General features: G+C 39.7%; 21 protein-coding genes. 13 read left to right on the top strand and 8 right to left on the bottom strand.

Translation table 11 applies throughout. The features are described 5' to 3' along the window. Positions 1-2 precede the first annotated feature (2 nt). The 13 genes from HMPREF1019_RS05040 (at position 3) to HMPREF1019_RS04980 (ending at position 12,749) form a co-directional block, all read left to right on the top strand. On the top strand, positions 3-1,649 hold the full coding sequence (locus HMPREF1019_RS05040) for a flagellar hook-length control protein FliK (RefSeq protein WP_009294627.1): 1,647 nt from the start codon (positions 3-5) through the stop codon (positions 1,647-1,649). Further along, on the top strand, positions 1,646-1,915 hold the full coding sequence (locus HMPREF1019_RS05035) for a FlhB-like flagellar biosynthesis protein (RefSeq protein ID WP_223154848.1): 270 nt from the start codon (positions 1,646-1,648) through the stop codon (positions 1,913-1,915). Before HMPREF1019_RS05040 ends, HMPREF1019_RS05035 begins: the two co-directional genes overlap by 4 nt. A 121-nt stretch (positions 1,916-2,036) precedes the next feature. Further along, positions 2,037-2,603, top strand: coding sequence for a CheB methylesterase domain-containing protein (locus tag HMPREF1019_RS05030; RefSeq protein WP_009294626.1), 567 nt, complete (start codon positions 2,037-2,039; stop codon positions 2,601-2,603). Continuing rightward, complete coding sequence (locus tag HMPREF1019_RS05025) at positions 2,593-3,417, top strand: CheR family methyltransferase (protein ID WP_002939562.1); 825 nt, start codon at positions 2,593-2,595, stop codon at positions 3,415-3,417. The genes HMPREF1019_RS05030 and HMPREF1019_RS05025 overlap by 11 nt, the downstream gene beginning before the upstream one ends. A gap of 88 nt (positions 3,418-3,505) precedes the next feature. Next, positions 3,506-6,127, top strand: a complete 2,622-nt coding sequence (gene gyrA / locus HMPREF1019_RS05020; protein WP_009294625.1) for a DNA gyrase subunit A — start codon at positions 3,506-3,508, stop codon at positions 6,125-6,127. Between the two features lie 44 nt (positions 6,128-6,171). Next, the gene (locus HMPREF1019_RS05015) at positions 6,172-6,672 is read left to right on the top strand and encodes an LPP20 family lipoprotein (protein WP_002939671.1); all 501 of its coding nucleotides are present in this window, start codon (positions 6,172-6,174) and stop codon (positions 6,670-6,672) included. Beyond that, positions 6,648-7,040: a hypothetical protein gene (locus HMPREF1019_RS05010; protein WP_050805235.1), complete on the top strand. Its 393-nt coding sequence runs from the start codon at positions 6,648-6,650 to the stop codon at positions 7,038-7,040. The genes HMPREF1019_RS05015 and HMPREF1019_RS05010 overlap by 25 nt, the downstream gene beginning before the upstream one ends. Before the next feature lie 12 nt (positions 7,041-7,052). Beyond that, positions 7,053-8,207, top strand: a complete 1,155-nt coding sequence (locus tag HMPREF1019_RS05005) for a sigma-54-dependent transcriptional regulator (RefSeq protein ID WP_009294623.1) — start codon at positions 7,053-7,055, stop codon at positions 8,205-8,207. 70 nt (positions 8,208-8,277) lie between these two features. Beyond that, positions 8,278-9,303, top strand: coding sequence for an aspartate-semialdehyde dehydrogenase (locus HMPREF1019_RS05000; RefSeq protein WP_009294622.1), 1,026 nt, complete (start codon positions 8,278-8,280; stop codon positions 9,301-9,303). Positions 9,304-9,395: 92 nt separating this feature from the next. Then, entirely contained in the window at positions 9,396-9,902 is a 507-nt protein-coding gene (locus HMPREF1019_RS04995) for a YqhA family protein (RefSeq protein ID WP_034901395.1), read from the top strand. Between the two features lie 92 nt (positions 9,903-9,994). Then, complete coding sequence (gene hemE, locus HMPREF1019_RS04990) at positions 9,995-11,017, top strand: uroporphyrinogen decarboxylase (RefSeq protein WP_009294620.1); 1,023 nt, start codon at positions 9,995-9,997, stop codon at positions 11,015-11,017. Continuing rightward, on the top strand, positions 11,007-11,921 hold the full coding sequence (locus HMPREF1019_RS04985; protein WP_009294619.1) for a radical SAM protein: 915 nt from the start codon (positions 11,007-11,009) through the stop codon (positions 11,919-11,921). The genes hemE and HMPREF1019_RS04985 overlap by 11 nt, the downstream gene beginning before the upstream one ends. Before the next feature lie 3 nt (positions 11,922-11,924). Then, a complete protein-coding gene (locus HMPREF1019_RS04980; protein ID WP_009294618.1) occupies positions 11,925-12,749 on the top strand; it encodes a pyridoxamine kinase in 825 nt (274 codons plus the stop codon). Positions 12,750-13,484: 735 nt separating this feature from the next. Here the strand turns inward: HMPREF1019_RS04980 and HMPREF1019_RS04975 are convergent. The 8 genes from HMPREF1019_RS04975 to HMPREF1019_RS04940 form a co-directional block, all read right to left on the bottom strand. Beyond that, positions 13,485-13,826: a chaperone NapD gene (locus tag HMPREF1019_RS04975; RefSeq protein WP_009294617.1), complete on the bottom strand. Its 342-nt coding sequence runs from the start codon at positions 13,824-13,826 to the stop codon at positions 13,485-13,487. Further along, on the bottom strand, positions 13,823-14,758 hold the full coding sequence (locus HMPREF1019_RS04970) for a WD40 repeat domain-containing protein (protein ID WP_009294616.1): 936 nt from the start codon (positions 14,756-14,758) through the stop codon (positions 13,823-13,825). Before HMPREF1019_RS04970 ends, HMPREF1019_RS04975 begins: the two co-directional genes overlap by 4 nt. Then, complete coding sequence (locus HMPREF1019_RS04965) at positions 14,755-15,222, bottom strand: 4Fe-4S ferredoxin (protein WP_009294615.1); 468 nt, start codon at positions 15,220-15,222, stop codon at positions 14,755-14,757. The genes HMPREF1019_RS04970 and HMPREF1019_RS04965 overlap by 4 nt, the downstream gene beginning before the upstream one ends. Next, a complete protein-coding gene (locus HMPREF1019_RS04960; RefSeq protein ID WP_002939541.1) occupies positions 15,222-15,749 on the bottom strand; it encodes a nitrate reductase cytochrome c-type subunit in 528 nt (175 codons plus the stop codon). Before HMPREF1019_RS04960 ends, HMPREF1019_RS04965 begins: the two co-directional genes overlap by 1 nt. After that, positions 15,746-16,537 (bottom strand): quinol dehydrogenase ferredoxin subunit NapH, encoded by a 792-nt coding sequence (gene napH / locus HMPREF1019_RS04955; RefSeq protein ID WP_009294614.1) that lies wholly within the window; start codon positions 16,535-16,537, stop codon positions 15,746-15,748. Before napH ends, HMPREF1019_RS04960 begins: the two co-directional genes overlap by 4 nt. Next, positions 16,534-17,292 (bottom strand): ferredoxin-type protein NapG, encoded by a 759-nt coding sequence (napG, locus tag HMPREF1019_RS04950; RefSeq protein ID WP_034901590.1) that lies wholly within the window; start codon positions 17,290-17,292, stop codon positions 16,534-16,536. Before napG ends, napH begins: the two co-directional genes overlap by 4 nt. Positions 17,293-17,303: 11 nt before the next feature. Further along, positions 17,304-20,084 (bottom strand): nitrate reductase catalytic subunit NapA, encoded by a 2,781-nt coding sequence (gene napA / locus HMPREF1019_RS04945; RefSeq protein WP_009294612.1) that lies wholly within the window; start codon positions 20,082-20,084, stop codon positions 17,304-17,306. 1,019 nt (positions 20,085-21,103) lie between these two features. Continuing rightward, positions 21,104-21,554, bottom strand: a 451-nt coding sequence (locus HMPREF1019_RS04940; protein WP_009294611.1) for a methyl-accepting chemotaxis protein, incomplete at its 5' end; no start/stop codon positions are given.

The following is a 21,554-nucleotide window of genomic DNA, read 5'->3' as shown; positions in this document are numbered from 1 at the left end:
AAATGGACGTAGCAAATTCTCTAAATATATCAAACACCTCGGTTCAAACTGGGCAAAACGCCACCCAAAACGCGCCTGTCCGTAAAAACGAGGGTTCGCTTTTTAAAAATCAGCCAGCTGGGGCGCCAAGTGAGCAAACCGTTGCAAACGCCCTTGATAACGTTGGTAAGCTAGTTGCAAGGGTGCTTGATGATCTAAAAAGCGCTTCAAGCCTTAGCAAAGCTGAGCAAATTTTATCTCAAGCAAAAGACACCAAGATCGCTCCAAATTTAGCTAGCGAGCTCTCAGACCTTGCAAAAAGCTTAGAGGCAGAAGCTGCGCAAAATGAAAGCCCTGAGATAAAGAGCCTTGCTCTAAAACTAAAAGAATTTCTAAAGCCAATAGCTGATCTTAAAGCTGGCTCGCTAAATGATCAGATCAAAAACTCTGGCGTCATGCTTGAAGCAAATTTAAAAGATGCGCTCACCCCAGAGAAGCTGCCAAGCTCTATACAAAAGCTACTAAGCGATATAAAAAATCTCTCAAATCAAAATTTACTTAGTCAAATTTTAACCCTAAATGATGAGAGCTTGGATAATCAAAACTCATTTATGAAGCTTACTTCTATGCTTGAAAAAGCGAGCGGTGATGCTAAAAACATCCTTGATAACTCGAGCATAAAAACGCTTTTAAAAGATGTGGATAAGCTTGATAATGTGGCTAAATTTCTGGATAAAAACTTCTCAAAAGAGCAAAGCGCAGACGCTGTTAAAAGCCAGATAGTCAAGATGGAGAATTTCATCTCAAATTTAAGCGAGAAGGTAGCAAATTTAGCTAGCGAAAAACTAAATCAAAACTTTGGCTTTACACAAAATCACAAAGAACTAAAAGCTATCCTTGAGAGCCTAAAAAACGATCTAAAAATGCTAAATAACATAGGCGATGAGGCTGGACTTGTAAAGGCGTTTAACGAGGTTAGCGACGTCTCAAAAGAGGGTAGCTTACAAGATAAGCTCCAAAGTGCTGCAAGACGCCTAGCCCACAGCCTTAGCCTAGCAGACCCAGAAGCAAGTGCGGCTAAAAGCGATCTAGCCGAGAGTAAGGCGCTTTTAAAGCAGCTAAAACTAGCCACTAACGACATAAATAACATCACGACAAAGAGCCAGAGTGAAATTTCAAAGGTGCTAAATCAAGATGTAAAAAGCACGCTTTTAAACATAAGCGAAAAGAGCCAAAACGTCCAGACCGTCAATGCTGCAAACAAAATGATCTCTCAAATCGAGATGCACCAGATGGTCTCAAGCTTGCAAGGAGGCATACAAACTTATATGCCTTATATCTGGGACGGCGTGGAGGGCGGAAATGTCGCGTTTAAACAGGGCAAAAAGGATAAATTTTATGCCCAGATCGATCTAAATTTTAAGAAATTTGGCCAGATAAATGTGATGGTTGGGCTTGTGGATAAACGCTATATCGATCTATCGGTGGCAACGCAGACAAATGAGTTTAAAGAGCTTATCTTAGGAAATTCAAGCGAGCTAAAGCAGGCTATCTCAAAGCTCGGACTGATCGTTTCAAATTTTAACATCAAAACCTTGCCAAAGGTGAAGCTAAACGATAGATTTAAAAATTTTGGCGGCCTTGATGTGGGCTTTGATAAGAAAATTTGATGCAAGTAAATAAGAAAAAAGCCGTCGCTCTTGGCTACAACAGATCGCAAGATAACGCTCCAAAGGTGCTTGCAAGCGGTGCTGGCGAGATAGCAAATAAGATAATAAGCCTTGCAAAAGAGCATGACATACCGATCAAAGAGGATCCTGATCTCATTGAAATTTTAAGCAAGGTCGAGGTCGATCAAGAGATACCGCCAAATTTATATAAGGCGGTGGCTGAGATATTTAGCTTTTTATATAAGATCACAAATAAAAAATCATAAAAATACCTTAAGAGTACTCACAAAAACACTATATATTTGCTAATTATTATTGAAATTTAGCAGTAAAAATTTATACAAAATAGACGATATAGTAAGCACAAAATAAAATAAAAGGTAATTTGTGGCACAAAAATTAATATTAATTGGTGCATCTACTGGTGGTCCTGGGCATATTAAGAAGCTATTAAAAGACATCAAACTAAATGGCGCTATCGTTGTGATAGCTCAGCATATGAACAAGATGTTTATACATTCTTTCGCAGTACAAATAGGAAAAGAGTGCAATATAAATGTTGAAATTTTGACCGAAAAAACAAATCTGAAAGAAAATATTGTCTATATATGTGAACAAAATACCTTAGTGGCGCCAACTTTGCCAATAAGTGCAAAACCTAATCCTGAAGAAAAGACAATATATACACCAAATGTAGATGTTTTGTTTAGCTCTGGAGTTGGAATTTGTAAAAGCGCAAATGTGCTAGCTATTTTACTAACTGGCATTGGCGATGATGGAGCGGCTGGACTTGATAAACTTTATAAAGCAGGTGCAAAATGCATAGCTGAAAATGAAGAGAGTGCGATAGTTTATGGTATGCCAAAGCGTGCTAAAGAACTAAATCAAAATTTAAAATCGTTAAATCTAATAATGATAAGAAAAGAATTGGAGGATTTTTTAAATGCTTTTTAACAAAGATACAAAGGGAAGTGAAGCTTTGGAAGTAAAAGCACCAAGCGACATGGATGGATTTAACGAATTTATGAGTACTATAAAGACACTTTGTGGGGTCGATCTAGAGCCAAAGAGAGATATTACACTTCAAAGAATTAGCATTTTTGCTAAAAACCGCCAGATAAAGAGCTTTAAAGATCTAGTTTCGATGATAAGATATGACTCAAATTTGCGCCAAGATATCTTAAATCTAGTAACTGTAAATGAGACATATTTTTACAGAGAGCTGACACAGCTTAAAGATGTTATTTACTATGCTAAAGATCTTGGAGAGGCTAGAATTTTATGTGCGCCATGTTCAACTGGTGATGAGCCATATTCACTAGCTATGCTGGCCTATGAGCTAGGTTTTAAGCAAAATGAAATTTCAATCGTTGGCATCGATATAAACTCAGAAGCTATAACGAGCTGTCAAAAAGGTATTTTTAGTGAAAGAAGTCTAAATAGACTAAGCGATTTTCAAAAAGAGAGATTTTTTACAAAAATTGATGACAAATTCCAGATAAAAAAAGAAATTTTACCAAGGTGTGAGTTTAAAATTTTAAATGTTTTTGATGATGCGATATTTAATCTTGGAAAATTTGATATCGTCCTTTCAAGAAATATGATGATATATTTTGACGATGAATTTAGACTAAAGTGTGTCGAAAGGCTGCACAAGCTACTTAAACCAGAGGGCAGGCTCTACGCAGGACACGCTGATCTTGTGCCATACACCCCGCTTTACACAAAGCGTTTTTCAAACGGAGCTACATATTACGAGCGTGCTTAAGGGTTAAATTTAACCCAGGTCGCTTTGCCCTTAGCAAGTTTTTATCAATTTTTAGCTAAAATCCCTCAAGCTAAATTTAAGGATAAAAATGAAAGACAATCTACTTGAATTAACTCAAGATATCGCTTCAGTTGATATCGAAGATTCTATAAAAAATAGCTATCTTGACTACTCTATGAGCGTCATCGTCGGACGTGCTTTGCCTGACGCCAGAGACGGACTAAAGCCAGTTCATAGAAGAATTTTATACGCTATGGATAACCTCGGCGTTGGCAGCAGAAGTGCCTATATGAAGTCAGCTCGTATCGTCGGTGAAGTCATCGGTAAGTATCACCCACACGGCGACATAGCGGTTTATGACGCACTTGTTCGTATGGCTCAGAAATTTTCTATGCGTTATCCAGTCGTTGATGGACAAGGAAACTTTGGCTCGATTGATGGTGACAGCGCAGCTGCGATGCGTTATACCGAAGCTAGAATGACCATGCTTACTGAAGAGCTTTTAAAAGATATCGACAAAGATACGGTTGATTTTGTACCAAACTACGACGATAGAGAGGTTGAGCCAGATGTTTTGCCTAGCCGTGTGCCAAATTTATTATTAAACGGCTCAAGCGGTATTGCGGTTGGTATGGCGACAAATATCCCACCACACAGCCTTGACGAGCTAATAGATGGTCTTTTACTACTTCTTGAAAACAAAGAGGCGACACTTGAAGAGGTGATGGAATTTATAAAAGGTCCAGACTTCCCAACTGGCGGTATCATCTTTGGTAAAAAAGGGATCGTAGAGGCCTACCGCACAGGTCGTGGCAGGGTCAAACTAAGAGCTAAAACTCACATAGAAAAAAAGCCAAACAAAGACGTCATCGTTATCGACGAGCTACCTTATCAAACAAACAAAGCAAGGCTCATCGAGCAGATCGCTGAGCTTGTAAAAGATAAGCAGATAGATGGCATTAGCGAGGTTAGAGATGAGTCTGATAAAGACGGCATCCGCGTAGTTATCGAGCTAAAACGCGACGCTATGAGTGACATCGTGCTAAATAACCTTTTTAAATCAACCACGATGGAGAGCACTTTTGGCGTTATTATGCTTGCTATTAATAACAAAGAGCCAAAGGTATTTAACCTTATCGAGCTACTTAAGCTATTTTTAAATCACAGAAAAACCGTTATCATTAGAAGGACGATATTTGAGCTTGAAAAAGCGCGCGCAAGAGCCCACATCTTAGAGGGTCTAAAGATCGCACTTGATAACATCGACGAGGTGATCGAGCTTATTAGAAATAGTGCTGATACAGCCGTTGCTAGAGAAGGCTTGATGAGTAAATTTAACCTCTCAGAGCTTCAAGCAAACGCTATCCTTGATATGCGTCTAAGCAAGCTTACAGGCCTAGAGAGAGAAAAACTAGAGGCCGAGCTAGCTGAGCTTATGGCTGAGATCGCAAGACTTGATGAAATTTTAAAGAGCGAGACATTGCTTGAAAATTTGATCAAAGAAGAGCTTCTTGAGATCAAAAATAAATTTAAAGTACCAAGAGTGACTGAGATCGTTGATGACTACGATGATATCGACATTGAAGATCTTATACCAAATGAAAATATGGTCGTAACCATAACTCACCGCGGCTACATCAAACGTGTGCCAAGCAAGCAGTACGAGAAGCAAAAACGTGGTGGCAAGGGCAAAGTAGCGGTCACTACATACGATGATGACTTTATAGAGAGCTTCTTTACTTCAAATACTCACGACACGCTTATGTTTGTGACTGACCGCGGACAGCTTTATTGGCTAAAAGTCTATAAGATCCCAGAGGGAAGCCGCACAGCAAAGGGCAAAGCAGTTGTAAATTTGATCCAGTTGCAGCCTGATGAGAAGATCAAAGCGATCATCCCAACGACTGACTTTGACGAGAGTAAATCGCTAGCGTTCTTCACTAAAAACGGCATCGTAAAACGCACAAATTTAAGTGAGTTTAAAAACATCCGCTCAGTTGGCGTAAGAGCTATAAGCCTTGATGAGAACGACGAGCTAGTAACTGCACTCATCGCTCAAACATACGATGATATGCCAGTAACCGACCCTGAAAATGAGCTAAGCATAGAGACAGAGGTGCTTGAAGTTGAAGAGCTTCAAAATGAGATCGACGAAGATAGTGCAAATGCCGAAGAGGACGCAAACTCAAGCGATGAGACAATGCTGTTTGTCGTTACCAAAAAGGGCATGTGTCTTAAATTTAAGATCAGCAAGGTTCGCCAAATGGGTAGAACTGCACGCGGCGTAACTGGTATCAAATTTAAAGAGCCAGGAGACGAGGTCGTAGGTGCTGCAGTCATCGAAAGCAATGACCAAGAAATTTTAAGCATATCTCAAAAAGGTATCGGCAAGCGCACAACCGCTGATGAGTACCGCTTGACAAATCGCGGTGGCAAAGGCGTCATCTGCATGAAGCTAACAAGCAGAACAGGTGATCTTGTGGGTGTTGTGATGGTTGATGAAGAGCAAGATCTGATGGCTCTAACATCAAGCGGCAAGATGATAAGAGTTGATATGCAAAGCATCCGCAAAGCAGGACGTAACACAAGCGGCGTTATCGTCGTAAATGTAGATGGCGATGATGTTGTAAGTATCGCAAGATGCCCTAAGGCAGATGATGGCGAAGATGAGGAAGAAGCACCAAGCGAAGATATGGGGCTTTTGGAATAAAATTTGCTATTAAATTTTAAATAAAAGCATAAAAAAGGTTGTTTATGAAGGTTAAAATTTTATCTTTTGCTTTGATGATCGCTATTTTTGGCGGCTGCTCATTTAACGGCTTTATGGGCGAGCCAACTAGCACATCAAACCGCAACGTAGTCATCCAAAAGGTCGATAAAGACGATCTTAGAGAGGTGATGAAAAAAGAGAAGATGATATATGATAGCGCTCCAAGAGAGACCACTTTTAGAGCCACAGGCGAGGGCATAGCTCCGCTAAATTCGCTCTCATACGCTCAGTCAGTCACTCTTGCAAAAAGAGCGGCGATGGCTGATGCTTATTCGCAGCTTGCAGGCAAGCTTTATGGCGTAAAGATCAACGCTGAAGACACCGTAAGAGACGCGATGCTAAACGACTCATCTATCACTTCAAAGGTTCAAGGTCTTGTTAAAAACGCAAGGATCGTGAATGAAAATTTCAAAGACGGGCTTTATAAGGTAAATATGGAGCTTAAGATAGACGAAGATAAGTGGCGAGAAGTCTTTTCTTACTAACGATACTTTTAAATTTCGCCTTTTGCTTGGAGGAGTTTATCTTCTGGGCGAAGGTCGATACGAAAAATCAAATAGTTGCCTTTGAAGAAATTTCATTTTCAAAGGCGATGACTCTCTCGCCAAATCCAAAACCAAAATTTCTTTGTCAGATAGACGCTTTTAAAGATGAAAACACCACAGCTCTTGGCTTTTTAAATTTACACAAAGATGAAATTTTTGACTGCTTTGCTTTAAAAAAAGTGATGATAAAAAATGAGCTAAATGTCAAAAATGCACAGGTCACAAATGCTTCAAATTTGAAAATTTTGCCAGTTAGATTTATAGTGGAATTTAAGCCAAAATCCGCTATCATCGGCACACTTCAATAAAAAAGAGATCAAATGAATATCGTCATAGTAGAAGATGACATCAATATGCGAAAGTCGCTTGAGATCGCACTTGGCGAGTACGACGAGCTAAAGATCAAGAGCTATAAGAGCGCAGTTGAGGCTCTAAAAAAGATGAGCGACGACACTGATCTAATCATCACCGACATAAACATGCCAAAGATGGACGGACTTGAGTTCATTAAAGAGCTAAACGGCAAATTTGACGTCATCATAATGACTGGAAACGCCACACTTAACAAGGCGATTGAGAGCGTTAGACTTGGCGTGAAAGACTTTTTAACAAAGCCATTTGACGTCTCGACGCTATATGAAGCGATAAAAAGGGTAGAGGCGCTAAAGCAAAAGACTCCAAAAAACATAAAAAAAGTTGAAACTAAAAGCGAAAATAACGGCTTTTTGGCCACTTCAAAAGCACTAGAAGCGACGCTAAATATCGCGCTAAAAGCCGCAAGAACTGACGCTTCAGTCATGCTTAGTGGCGAAAGCGGCGTTGGCAAGGAGGTCTTTGCTAAATTTATCCACGCAAACTCACCAAGAAAAGACGCTGCATTTATCGCTTTAAATATGGCTGCTATCCCTGAAAATTTGATAGAAAGTGAGCTTTTTGGCTTTGAAAAGGGCGCATTTACTGACGCTGCGACTACCAAAAAAGGGCAGTTTGAGCTGGCAAATGGCGGAACGCTATTTTTAGACGAGATCGGCGAGATGCCTATAAATTTACAGCCAAAATTGCTTCGTGCTTTGCAGGAGCGCGAGATAACAAGACTTGGCGCTACAAAGAGCGAAAAGATAGACGTTCGCATCATCTGCGCTACAAATGCAAATTTAGAGCTTGCGATGAAAGAGGGCAGGTTTAGAGAGGATCTTTTCTACCGCCTAAACACGATCCCGCTTTTTATCCCGCCACTTCGCGAGCGAAAGGATGAAATTTTGCCTATCGCGCAGGATGCTTTGGACAAATGCTGCAAAGAGTATGGCTTTGAGGCTAAAAATTTCTCAAAAGCAGCCAAAGAGGAGCTTTTAGGCTACGACTATCCAGGCAACATAAGAGAGCTCATCTCGGTCGTGCAGCGTGCGGTGATACTAAGCGAGGGCGATGAAATTTTACCAAAAGATCTATTTTTACAAGCAAGAAGTAAGAAATAATAATAAATTTAAGTTTTTGGCTAGTAAAATTACGCAGGATTATGAAATTTAAGAGGGTAAAGGAGAGCAGATGAGAAAATTTAACGTAGCGGTCGTTGGTGCGACAGGAGCGGTCGGCGAAGAGCTTTTTAGAGTTATGGAAGAGGTTGATTTCCCAGTTGGTGAGCTTTTGCCACTTGCAAGCGCAAAGAGCGTTGGCATGGAGATCGAATTTAAGGGCAAACATTACAAAGTAAAAGAGCTAACCGAGAAAGTTTTTAGCGAGCACGAGATCGATATCGCATTTTTTAGTGCAGGCGGCTCAGTTTCAGAGAAATTTGCCAAATTTGCAGCCGACAGCGGCGCAGTAGTTATCGATAACACTAGCCATTTTAGGATGGATAAAGATATCCCGCTAGTCGTGCCTGAGTGTAACCCAAGTGATATCGCCATGTGGAAAAACCGCGGTATCATCGCAAATCCAAACTGCTCGACTATCCAAATGGTACAAATTTTAAAACCATTAAACGACGCTTTTAGTATCAATAGAGTCGATGTATCTACTTATCAAGCAGCAAGCGGTGCTGGCAAAGAGGGTATGGAAGAGCTTGTCGTCCAGATGCAAAAGTTTTTTGAATTTAAGCTTGATGAGTGCGAGCCAAAGGTCTTTGCGCACCGCCTAGCGCTAAATGTGATCCCACACATCGACGTCTTTTTGGATAATGACTATACAAAAGAAGAGATGAAAATGGTCAATGAGACGCAAAAAATTCTTCACAAAGATATCGAAGTGAGCGCGACATGTGTGCGTGTGCCAGTGCTTAGAAGCCACTCTGAGGCGATTACTATCCATTTTGACAAAGACGTGAGCGCAGATGCGGCAAGAGAGGTTTTAAGCAAAGCTCCAAGTGTCGTCGTAGTCGATAATCCAGCTAAAAAAGAGTATCCGATGCCTACTATCTCAAGCGATACAAACGAGACTTACGTTGGCAGGATCAGGGTTGATAACTTTAGATCAAATGTGCTTCATCTTTGGTGTAGTGCCGATCAGATCCGCGTTGGAGCTGCGACAAATGCCGTCAGGATCGCACAAAAATGGATAGCGATGCAGGAGTAGTTTGCATTAAAATTAATTGCGATTTTGCACCTAAATTTTAAGGAAAAAACTATAAAATACCCCCTTTTTAAATTTCACAAAAAGGGTTTTTATTGCGTAAAATATTCGAGAGAATTTTGCTTGCAAGCAACAGCTTTACACTTTTTCCGGTAGTTTTTGGACTTTTAGGTGCGATCGTACTTTTTATCATCGCAAGTTATGACGTCGGCAAGGTACTTTTAGAGGTTTATAAATATTTTTTTGCCACAGATTTTCACGTTGAAAATTTTCACTCAGAAGTCGTTGGCGAGATAGTTGGAGCGATCGATCTATACTTGATGGCACTTGTTCTTTATATATTTAGCTTCGGAATTTACGAGCTTTTCATCTCAGAGATCACACAGCTAAAACAGTCAAAGCAGAGCAAGGTGCTTGAAGTGCATTCACTTGATGAGTTAAAAGACAAGCTTGGCAAAGTGATCGTCATGGTTTTAATCGTAAATTTCTTCCAAAGGGTGCTTCACGCAAACTTCACAACTCCGCTTGAGATGGCCTATCTTGCGGCTTCTATCCTCGCACTTTGTCTTGGACTTTACTTCCTTCACAAGGGAGATCACTAAAATTTTAAGCGTTTTTACGCTTAAAATTTCTTCTACATCTTTTCTTTAGCTATTTTTGGATAATATCTATTTAAAAATTTAAAGGAAATTTGATGATTTTCATAGACGCTTGCCTTAAAAAACCGACCCCATACACGCCTGTTTGGATGATGCGCCAAGCTGGTAGATATCTACCAGAATATATGGCTGTAAGAGCTAAAGCAGGGGACTTTTTATCGCTTTGTAAAGACTATAAAAAGGCTAGCGAAGTCACGCTTCAGCCAGTTGAAATCCTAGGCGTTGATGCGGCGATTTTGTTTAGCGATATCCTTGTCGTGCCTCTTGAAATGGGCATGGATCTGCGCTTTGAAAAGGGCGAGGGACCAGTTTTTACAAAGCCTTTGCGTGATGAGGCCGCACTTGATGCGCTTAGTATCGAAAGATCGGTTAAAAGCTTAGCATACGTCTATGACACGATCAAGCTTACAAGAGAAAATTTGGCTAAAGATAAGGCGCTCATTGGCTTTTGTGGTGCGCCATGGACGATAGCTACATATATGATAGAGGGTGGCGGCAGCAAAAACTATGCGGTCTGCAAAAAGATGCTCTACCAAAATCCAGAATTTTTACATCAAATTTTAGAAAAAGTGACGCAAGCGCTCATCCTTTACGTCAAAGAGCAGATAAAAGCTGGCGTAAATGCAGTGCAAATTTTTGACAGCTGGGCGGCTGCGCTTGAAGAGGAGGCTTATTTTGAGTTTGGATTTAGCTATATAAATAAGATAGTTGATAGCGTCAAGGCTGAATTTCCAGAGATCCCGATCATCGTTTTCCCAAAAGGCATAAGCGGCTATCTGGATAAAATTTCAGGTAAATTTGACGTTTTTGGAGTTGATTGGAGCACGCCAATCGAGCTAGCAAAAGAAAAACTTAGCCCAAGATACGTCCTTCAAGGCAACATGGAGCCAACAAGGCTTTATAGCAAAAAGGCGATCGATGAGGGCGTGGATAAAATTTTAAGCACGATGAAAGGCGCACCGCATATTTTCAACCTTGGTCATGGGATCTTGCCTGATGTGCCAGTTGAAAACGCAAAATATTTTATAAAAGAGGTTCAAAGAAAAAGTGCAAGATAGCACTCCAGTCTTTGGGCCGATAAATTCGCGCCGTTTTGGCATGAGCCTTGGCATCGATCTAAGTCCAAAGCAAAAATCATGCAATTTTGACTGTATTTATTGCGAGTTAAAGGGCGCAAAGCCGGTTGAAGAGATAGAAAATCCACCAAGTGTTGATGAGATCATAAGCGCTTTAAAAGAAGCTTTAAAAGTTCATCAAAACATCGATGTCATCACGCTTACAGCAAATGGCGAGCCAACTCTTTATCCGCACTTAAAAGAGCTGACCATAAAGGTAAATGAGCTAAAAGGCATGGCAAAAACTCTCATCTTAAGCAACGGCTCAGGCGTGAGGGACCAAAAAATTTGTGAAGCCTTGCAAGGGCTTGATATAGTTAAATTTAGCCTAGATAGCGCCGTGCAAAGCACATTTAAAAAGATAGACCGCAACAAAAGTGGCATAGAAGTTGGAGAGCTTGTAAAAGCGATGGCTAAATTTCGCAAGGATTTTAAGGGCGAGCTTGTGCTTGAAATTTTGGTAGTGGCTGGATTTAACGACAAAGAAGAGGAATTTATAGCGCTTAATGAGGCTATAAATGAGATAGCTCCGCACCGAGTGGATGTGGGTACGATAGATCGCCCGCCAGCTTACAACGTAAAAGGCGTTGATGCTAGTAGGCTTGAAGAGCTTGCAAGCAAGATAAAAGGCGTGCCAGTCACCATAGCTAGGGCTCACAAGGTAGAGCAAAAGTATGAATTTAGCAAGAGTGAAATTTTAGCCATGCTAGAGCGCCGTCCGCAAACTACGGCAAATGTCGAAGAAAATTTCTCAGAGCACTCAAAGCAAATTTTAAACAGCCTTTTGCAAGACGGTGCGGTTTATCAAACTGACGTTGCTGGCGTTAAATTTTATAAATTGAGATGATAGATGAAACGAATTTTAACTATACAAGACATCTCGTGCGTGGGCAAATGCTCGCTCACAGTCGCACTTCCCATAATCAGCGCCCAAGGCATCGAGGCGTGCATCTTGCCAACGGCACTGCTCTCAACTCACACTGGCTTTAAAAATTTCACTTTTCGTGATCTAACTGATGAATTTGACGCTATAACGCAGGTTTGGCACAAAGAGGGCATCAGCTTTGATGGAATTTACACTGGATTTTTAGGTAGTTTTAGACAGCTTGAGCTTATAGAGAAGGTCTTTGCTGAGTTTGATAGTGGCTCTTTGCTAAGGCTTGTGGATCCTTGCATGGGTGATAATGGCAATCTCTATCACGGCTTTGATGAGAAATTTGTCGCAAAGATGAGAGAGCTTTGCACAAAGGCACACGTCATCACGCCAAACATAACTGAGGCAAGTTTTATGTGTGAAAAGTCATTTTTAAGCGAGGGATACGGCGAGGATTACATTTTAGAGCTACTTGAGGGCTTGGCTAGTTTTGGCGCGCAAAAGATCGTTTTAAAGGGCATTAGGTATAGGCAAAATGAGTGTGGCATCATAGCATATGACGCAAAGACGAAAGAAAAAGTGGAGTATTTTCACGAGTATTTGCCCTTTCACGCAAGTGGCACCGGAGATATCTTCGCTTCAGTGCTTTTTGGCTCGCTTATAAATGGCGAAAGCATGCAAAATGCTATCAAAAAGGCAGCAAATTTTGTGCTTGAGAGCATCAAGATCACGCTACAAGATAATAACCGCACAAAATATGGTGTGCAGTTTGAAAAATTGCTTAAAGATATTATTATTTAATGGTGGTGATCTTTATTTGATAAAAAAGCATTTATTTTTCAATATATTTATTCTTTAATAATTTAATTATTGTCAAGTTTTTCTATTACTAGCGAATAGTTATTTTTATATATGGCGTATATTTCGTGCGGTTCGATTAAGCCTTGAGTGAATTTTTATTATTAGCTTTAAAAGATTTTTTATCTAAATTTTATTGTATAGTTTTAATATTATATTAAAAATTGTTCTTTAAATAAAGTAAGAAATTTTATTTCTTTATTTAAATTTTTGAATTATGTTTAGCATATCTTTTTTCGGTTTAAAGATAAGAGAAAGTTATAGATATATAATTTGTATTATTTTAAATTTATTTTTTATGTTTTATGATATTTCACTCCATAAAGAGTTTTAACCGCATGATATATTTGAACCATTATGGGTTTTAAAGTGATAAAATAAGTAAATATTTTTATTTATAGCAGAGTAAAAGTTTTAAAACTACTTTGATAAAATTATTATTTTACTTACAATCGCGATTTTATTAAATAAAATTTGAGCCTCTTTACCTTTCTTTTATAGATTTTTGATCAGACCATTTTAAATTTTTATAAAAGAAAATATTGCGATTATAAATTTAATAATTAGGCTTTGTTAAAATAATTTTTAGTAAATTGCTAAGGCGAGTGAGTGGAATTTTAAAATTTGCAAAACCTATCAACATATTGATTAAATTTCAAACCAAAAGGGAGTTAAATTTCATCTCACCTTATAATGCACGCTACCGCCATATGCGATATCTTCGGCTTTTAGGTCATCGCTTGTTAAAATTTCACTTATCTTGCCGTTTGCTTCAAGCCTCTCTCTATTCTCCTGAGCGTCTTCTTGATAGCTATAAACCATCGCAACGCTCACCACACCGCTAATGCCCTCTATCATCTTAAAAACTCTGATCTCATCTTCAATGCTCTTTGAACTAACGACCACAACTATCCTATCATCCGCGTCAGTGATGATCTCGCACTCTTTTAGCTTGCTTATCTCGCTTTTGACGCTCTCATTTTTATTATCCGTATAGACTATCAGGCTTGAAATATTCATCTAACTCTCCAAAATAAAATTTTCTTCTCATAAGCAGAGGTTACGACCTCGTTGTCGCTTATAAAAACTATGCTATTTATCGTGCTTTGCCCAGTTTTTAGCATCGCGATATTTTCCAGGCTAGCACTATCAACTAAATTTACATCGCTCATCTCATCGCTCATATACGCTGCGATCTTGCCGTCACTACTAAGCCCCACGCCATAAACCAAAAAGCCAGTGTTTATCTTTTTTAGCGTTCCAGCTGAGAAGATGCCAACGATCCTATCGGTGCCTCCACTTATCATGACGCCATTTTTATAGGCGATGTCGTAGATATTATCAGTGTGGATATCTAAAATTCTATCCATTTTTTTAGTGCGAACGTTGTAAAAATAGACCTTACCACTCTCGCAAGCGATCACTAGCGTGCCTCTATCCTCGCTTATCTCCATGTCTGAGAGCATTGCGATTGATATCTTAAAACTATCATAAATTTCGCCACTTTTTAGGTTTAAAAAGTAAATTTCATTGCTGATTGAGGCAAGTGCGATGTGCTCATCATCTAAAAATAGAGCTTTTTTTATCGCTTGATTTGTTAAATTTATGCTTTTCATCTGCCCATTTTCTCTTATATAAAGCACCTTTGTAGCGTAGTCGCCCTCGCTTAGGATGAGTATCTTGCCATTTAGCTCATCGACATTTAAAATTTTTGGCCTCTCATGATCGCTCACATATGTTTTTATATCATCCATTTTAATAATCTCGTCAAATTTAGACTCTTTTGGATCGTAAATTTCAACCGTGCCACCATCAGTTGCGATAAAAAGTTTGCCATTTATCAGCGTAGTATTAAGCACATTTGCACTAGCTTCTATCTCTTTAATAGGCGTTGTGATCTCATTTGCAAAGATAAAATTTAACAAGCAAAAAAGAAAAAATAAAACTCTCATAAAGCCTCCATCTCAAGCGAATTTTTAAAACAAACATCAAAGCACTCGCCGCAGCTCACGCAATTTTGATTGATTATAGGGCGAAAAACACCAAGAAACTCAACCGCTTTAAATTTACAAGCATCAAGGCAGTTGTAACATATCGTGTCATTCCACGCTAGGCAGCTAGCTACATTTATGCTAACCTTTGCATTTATGCTCTTTGGCGAGTTCAAATTTAGCGTCGCTCGCCCGCTACTTTGGCAAGCCTTCGCACACTCCTCACAAAAGTCGCAGCCTAGCTTTTTAACTTTAAAAACAACTCTTTCATTTTCAAAGCTAAGAAGCTCTTTTTCACAGGCACTGACGCAGCTAGCCCCACAGCCAACGCAGTCAAATTCACCGCTAAAAAATGGTGGATTTATAAATTTGGGAGCAGGTTTTGCCCCCAAAATTTTGCTAAAAAGCTCTCGCCTGCTTTGCATTACTTAACGCCGTCATTTAAGACGTCTAGTAAATTTGACTTATGTGAGCCGTTTTTATCTCTAAAGTCAGGCTTAAATTTATTGCCAACAAGCTGAGTTACGCCATTTTGTTGCTCGACATGGCAAGTTGTGCAGTTATATCTCTCATCATCAAGCTTGCCTGCAAGATCTTTTTTGTTTCTGATGTCATAAAAGTGAGAAGCTGGGATAGGAGTAGCTCCGCTATCTTTTGCAAACTCAGGCATGTGGCAGGTTACGCACATATTTGAATCTTTTGTGATAGGCACCAAGCCCTCAGTGTCGTGTGGGATAAACGGAGGTGCATTTTCAAAAGATCTATCAAACCTCTTTGCCATACCGGCTGGCTCTTTTGTGTAGTTGATGTCTTTTAAAACAACGTCTTTATCATCTAATAAATCGACATTTCTAAGGCCGATTTGCGAATCGCTAATGCTTGGATTATTCAATGCACATGCCGCTAAAAAGGCAGCGCATAGTGCTCCAAGCGCCATTATTTTCATTTTCATTTTTCTCTCCTTAAATTTCTAATACTAAAATTTAACGCCCCGTCGCCGCAAACGTCGATACATCTACCGCAGCTTATGCACTCACTTGAGCTAACCACGCGGCTCTCTTTGCCGATCATATCTAGCACTTGCACCTCTGGGCAGACGAGCTTGCACTTCATGCATTTTGTGCAGGCATTTGCGTCGTGTTTTACTCTAATAAGAGCAAATTTTGATATCACAGCGTAAAATGCACCAAGCGGGCAGACGTGTGAGCAAATTCCACGCTTTAGCACGAACATATCAAAGGCAACTATGCCAAGGGCGATGCCAATGGCGCTAACTGAGCCGTAGATGATGCCACGCTGGATGATACCTATAAAGCTAATGCTCTCAAACGCTGGCAGTGAAAGAGCTAGGCTTAAGATAAGAGTGAGCGCTAGCAAGTAGTAGCGCAAATTTTTACTTACATTTAAAATTTTCTCGCCCTTAAAGCCAAATTTCTCTCTTAGCTTGTAAGCAATGTCGGTTAGTAAATTCACTGGGCAAACCCACGAGCAAAACGCCCTTGGAGCGATGAGTGCGTAAAATGCAAAGACGATGATCGCGCCAATTATTGCATTTATGCCTACGCTAAAGCCTGCTAGTAAAATTTGAAGCACCGCAAATGGATCGCTTAGTGGAATTTGTCCAAAAAGCAAAGATGAGCTTAAATTTCCACTAAGTATCTTAACTCCATAAACATTTCCTAGGATAAATAGCACTAGGATAGAAATTTGAGTTATTCGTCTTAAGATTAAAAATTTCATAGCTCACCACCATTTAGATAGTCAGTCGCCTTTTTGATGTCGAGCTTTATCTTGCTGTCGGCATCATCTACGCGCCTTTCATCTTCTTTTACCCAGCCTTTGACGTAGTTATCGCCAACTTTGCCAAGCACAACTTCGCGGTTTAGTACGGTAATGGCTGCTTTTTCGGTGATACAGGCTCGCTCGCACACGCCGCATCCTGTGCAGATATCACTATCAACTACTGGTAGCAAAAACGCATGCTTTTGCGTCCTTTCGTTGCGGCGATACTCAAGATACAAGGCCTTATCTATGAGCGGACAAGATCTGTAGCAAGCATCGCACTGTATGCCCCAGTATGCCACGCAGTTTTTCATATCGACCACTGCAACGCCCATTTTGGCTTTATTTATGTCTAGTTTGCCAGCTGTGCTTACTAAATTTGCATCCAGCGCACCAGTCGGACAGGCTGGCACGCAAGGGATATGCTCGCACATATGACAAGGAATTTTTCTAGGCTCAAAATAAGGCGTACCGACACTTATACCATCTTCAAGAGTAGCGAGTTTTAGCGTATCAAATGGACAGGCCTCTACACAAAGCCCACACCTAATACAGCTCTTTAAAAACTGCTTCTCCGCTTTCGCACCAGGCGGTCTAAGAAGTACAAGCGGTGAGGCTTTGGCACTAAGTGACCATATAAAGCCTCCGCCAAGAGCTAAGATCGCTGCCTTAGCTCCAAATTTCAAAGCTTCACGCCTACTTGAAAATTCCATATCAGCCACTTTTATGCCTTGTAAATTTTAACCGCGCACTTTTTATAGTCTGTCTCTTTTGAGATCGGGCAAGTAGCGTCAAGGCAGACTTTATTTATAAATACGTTTTCGTCAAAGAAAGGCACATAAACAAGACCTACTGGCGGCTTATTTCTACCTTTTAGATCTACTCTTGCTTTTACCTTGCCACGGCGTGACTCGACCCAAACGATCTCGTTTTGAAGCACGCCAAGTTTTTTAGCGTCATCTTCGTGCATATAACAAAGTGCCTCTGGGACGGCTCTATAAAGCTCAGGAACACGCATAGTCATCGTGCCTGTATGCCAGTGCTCTAGGACACGGCCAGTACATAGCCAGAATGGATAATCTTTGCTTGGCATCTCGCATGGATCCATGTAAGGGCGGAAGAAAATTTTTGCTTTGTTTGCAAGAGGAGTTTTCTCTTGATTTTTCACACCTTTTAGATCGCCTGTTGGAAGGGCTGCGTTTTTGTTGCCGTAGAATGCAAATTTATCATTTGGAGCAGCTTTTTTAGCGTATGGGTCAAATTTAGTGTTAAATCTCCACTGAGTCTCTTTGCCATCAACGACTGGCCATCTTAGACCTCTTACTCTGTGGTAAGTGTCAAAGTCAGCTAGGTCGTGACCGTGACCAACTCCAAATTTTCTATACTCTTCCCAAAGATATTTGTGGATGAAAAATCCATATCCTTTAAATTCTTTACCATCAGAGCCGATCACCTTTCTGCTATCGCCAAAGACTTCTGTATTGTCATAGTTTTCCATGATCGGATCGTTTGCGCTAAATTTCTTAGCATCTTCATTTGCAAAAAGCACGTCAAATATCGTATCTTCTTCGCTATATCCCATAGCTTTTGCAGCTTCAAGCACGCTTGGAAGTGTCACTTTGTCATTTAGCTTTTTCTCGCCCCAAACGTCTTTTAGCTTAAAGCGCTTACTAAACTCAAGCATCTGCCAGATATCAGGCATCGCTTCGCCAACAGGGAGCACTTGCTGTCTCCAGTGCTGTGTCCTTCTCTCGGCGTTGCCGTATGCGCCCCATTTTTCATAGATCATAGCAGTTGGGAGGATAAGGTCAGCTACTTTTGCAGAAATTCCTGGATAAGGGTCACTTACAACGATGAAGTTGTCCATTTCGCGGGCTGCTTTGATCCAGTGGTTTGCGTTTGCAGTGTTTTGCCATGGGTTATTTACTTGAACCCAGATAAATTTAACCTTGCCATCTTCAAGATCACGCATCATTTTTACGTAGTGTGAGCCTGGTACGGCATTTAGTGTGCCAGCAGGTAGTTTCCAAAGTTTTTCAGTGATCTCTCTATGTTTTGGATTGCCAACAACCATGTCAGCTGGCAAGCGGTGAACGAATGTTCCAACCTCTCTTGCTGTTCCGCACGCACTTGGTTGACCAGTTAGAGAAAAGGCACCTGAGCCTGGGAGTGCTTGCTTGCCAAGCAAGAAATGCACCATATAAGCTTGCTCATTTACCCATGTGCCACGTTGGTGTTGGTTAAAGCCCATCGTCCAGAAGCTAACGACTTTGCGATTTTTCTCGATGTAAAGATCAGCAAGCGCTTTTAGTTTTTTCTTAAATTCATTTATATCTTCGTTAGGATCGCCTTTTGCTACCTTAGCCGTAAAGTCAAGTGTGTAAGGTGCAAGAGCTTTTTTAAACTCTTCAAATGTTATTTGCCAGTGATCGCCAGCTTTTGCAGCGTTTTTATTTTCTAGCGTATCGCCAGCTTTTAAACCAAGATAAGAAAGTGTAACGCCCTCAGCCTCGCTAAGAACCTTTGACTTCTCAGTCGCAGCTGTGTCTAGCTCGCTTGGAGCATATTTTTTGTGATGGATGTCTGGGCGAAGACCATATCCGATATCAACTGGGCCAGCTGTGAAGACGCAGTGTTTTTTAACAAATTCTTCATCGATCATCTCAGGGTGGTTATAAACTATCTCACGAGCGATGTAGTTCCATATAGCAAGGTCAGATGACGGAGCAAAAATGATCTCAATATCGGCTAAATTTGATGTTCTAGTTGAGTAAGTACTTAAATTTACAACCTTTACTCTATCAGGATCGCTAAGCTTTCTATCGCTCACGCGCGCCCAAAGGATCGGGTGCATCTCAGCCATATTTGCGCCCCAAGCTATGACAGTATCAGTTAGCTCGATGTCATCAAAGCAGCCTGATGGCTCATCAATACCAAAAACTTGCATAAAGCCAAGAACTGCACTTGCCATGCAGTGTCTTGCATTTGGATCGATGCTGTTGCTTCTAAAGCCACCTTTCATAAGCTTAACTGCTGCATAGCCCTCTGGGATTGTGTATTGACCAGAGCCAAGCACGCCAACGCCGTGAGGTCCAAGCTCGTCATAAGTCTTTCTAAACTGAGCTTCCATCACGTCAAATGCTTGCTTCCAGCTTACTTGCTTAAATTTACCCTTTTTGTCAAATTCGCCCTTTTCATTTACACGTAAAAGTGGATGAGTGATCCTATCTTCGCCGTACATGATCTTAGCGTTAAAGTAGCCTTTGATACAGTTTAGACCGCGGTTTACTGGTGCTTCTGGATCGCCTTTTACAGCTACTATCTTGCCCTCTTTTGTAGCAACCATGATGCCACATCCAGTTCCACAAAATCTACAGGCAGCCTTATCCCAACGCCAGCCTTTTTCAGCTTCGTTTGCCGCACTTAGCGAGCTTGGCACAGCGATACCGGCACTAGCACAAGCAGCACTAGCTGCAGCACTTTTGATGAAATCTCGTCGATTCATTTTTTCTCCTTGAAAGTTTAAAACAAAGTTAAATAGATATTAACTTTGCAAAGCTTAATTTACACCTGATTTACATCGGCTAAATTTTGAGAAACTTAAATTTTTAAATTATAAATTACTTCAAAGATTTTTTATAAAAAAGAGCCTTGCCAAGAGCGCAAAATCGTAAATTTAAAATCAAAAATATAAATTATTATATAGATTTATTTTTTATTAATCTTAAAAAAATATATTAAAAATTTTATTAAATGATGTGTAGAAAAGTAACATATAAAATGGGCTAAATTTATCTTTTATTTAGTTAAATTATCCAAAAACGCAATAAATATGAAGCTAAAATTTATATCTAAGATGTTTTTAATATTTGGCAAGGTTTGTCACAATTATATATGTTTTGTGACAGGAAAAATTATAGTGAAAATTTAATATTTGAAACAAATAGCGTGCGGTTAAAAACTCGGGAAAATTTTAAAATTTACGAGCGAGTAAAGTTTTAAAATTTGTAAAGATAGCTTTATTAAATTTGTAAATTTCTTTTTATTCAAAAGAGGGACAAGGGGACTTAAATTACGAAGCCGTCCCCCTTATTCCCCTTTTTAAAATTTCCAAATCTCCTCACTAGAGGTGGTATGCTTCAGTGCTTTGCATTGCATGCCGTTTATGTCAAAGAAACTCTGATAAATTTTAAACCTCACTCGCAAGAATTAACTACTAAAATTTGGCTTCGCTTACAGCTTAGCTCAAATTTTAGAGCCGAAATTACTCGCTCATGAAATTTTAAAATTTACTCGAGTTTCTCTTATAAAAAATATTTTTAGTTTGTAATTAGAAATTTTAAAATTTGATAGATAATTCTTGAGTGCTAAATTTGAAATTTATAGATAGTTCTTGAATATTAAATTTAAAGTCTAGAATTAAAAAGATTAAAAAATTCCAACCCAGCTTAAACCAGGTTGGGATTTATGAATATTAATGAAGTAATCTGTATTAAACAAATTTAAGTTTGTTTATTAAGAAATTTAAAACCTCTTCTTCCTAACCTCTTCAACTATAGCTTTAGCCATCTCATCTACTTCTGATGTTACTTCGTTAGCTTGGTTTGCAATTACCACGTTTTCTTTTGTTAGATTATCTATTTGAGCAACTGATTGATTTATCATATTTATGCCTTCACTTTGCTCTTTGATTGATTCACTCATCTCATTTATTGATTGAGCTAGGACATTTGCATTTGCCTCTATTTCACCAAGTGATTTTTGAGTTCTTTCTGCTAGTTTTCTAACTTCATCAGCCACTACGGCAAATCCTCTACCATGTTCTCCTGCTCTTGCTGCTTCTATTGCAGCATTAAGAGCAAGTAAATTTGTTTGATCTGCTATATCTCTTATTATTACGATGATATTTTTTATCTCTTCGGATTGTCTTGTTACATCTTCTGCTTTTTGACTTATTGCATTCATTGAGCTAGAC

It is taken from the genome of Campylobacter sp. 10_1_50, assembly GCF_000238755.1.
Taxonomy (GTDB): Bacteria; Campylobacterota; Campylobacteria; order Campylobacterales; family Campylobacteraceae; genus Campylobacter_A; species Campylobacter_A concisus_R.
This window is presented reverse-complemented; position numbering and strand designations above follow the sequence as displayed.

What these genes read in the sequence shown, in the direction of transcription:
- HMPREF1019_RS05015 (WP_002939671.1), top strand. Translation starts at nt 6,172, where the DNA reads ATGAAGGTTAAAATTTTATCTTTTGCTTTGATGATCGCTATTTTTGGC.
- HMPREF1019_RS05025 (WP_002939562.1), top strand. Translation starts at nt 2,593, where the DNA reads ATGCTTTTTAACAAAGATACAAAGGGAAGTGAAGCTTTGGAAGTAAAA.
- napA (WP_009294612.1), bottom strand. Translation starts at nt 20,084, where the DNA reads ATGAATCGACGAGATTTCATCAAAAGTGCTGCAGCTAGTGCTGCTTGT.
- HMPREF1019_RS05000 (WP_009294622.1), top strand. Translation starts at nt 8,278, where the DNA reads ATGAGAAAATTTAACGTAGCGGTCGTTGGTGCGACAGGAGCGGTCGGC.
- HMPREF1019_RS04965 (WP_009294615.1), bottom strand. Translation starts at nt 15,222, where the DNA reads ATGCAAAGCAGGCGAGAGCTTTTTAGCAAAATTTTGGGGGCAAAACCT.
- HMPREF1019_RS04960 (WP_002939541.1), bottom strand. Translation starts at nt 15,749, where the DNA reads ATGAAAATGAAAATAATGGCGCTTGGAGCACTATGCGCTGCCTTTTTA.
- HMPREF1019_RS04975 (WP_009294617.1), bottom strand. Translation starts at nt 13,826, where the DNA reads ATGAATATTTCAAGCCTGATAGTCTATACGGATAATAAAAATGAGAGC.
- HMPREF1019_RS04980 (WP_009294618.1), top strand. Translation starts at nt 11,925, where the DNA reads ATGAAACGAATTTTAACTATACAAGACATCTCGTGCGTGGGCAAATGC.
- hemE (WP_009294620.1), top strand. Translation starts at nt 9,995, where the DNA reads ATGATTTTCATAGACGCTTGCCTTAAAAAACCGACCCCATACACGCCT.
- gyrA (WP_009294625.1), top strand. Translation starts at nt 3,506, where the DNA reads ATGAAAGACAATCTACTTGAATTAACTCAAGATATCGCTTCAGTTGAT.
- HMPREF1019_RS05005 (WP_009294623.1), top strand. Translation starts at nt 7,053, where the DNA reads ATGAATATCGTCATAGTAGAAGATGACATCAATATGCGAAAGTCGCTT.
- HMPREF1019_RS05040 (WP_009294627.1), top strand. Translation starts at nt 3, where the DNA reads ATGGACGTAGCAAATTCTCTAAATATATCAAACACCTCGGTTCAAACT.
- napH (WP_009294614.1), bottom strand. Translation starts at nt 16,537, where the DNA reads ATGAAATTTTTAATCTTAAGACGAATAACTCAAATTTCTATCCTAGTG.
- HMPREF1019_RS04970 (WP_009294616.1), bottom strand. Translation starts at nt 14,758, where the DNA reads ATGAGAGTTTTATTTTTTCTTTTTTGCTTGTTAAATTTTATCTTTGCA.
- napG (WP_034901590.1), bottom strand. Translation starts at nt 17,292, where the DNA reads ATGGAATTTTCAAGTAGGCGTGAAGCTTTGAAATTTGGAGCTAAGGCA.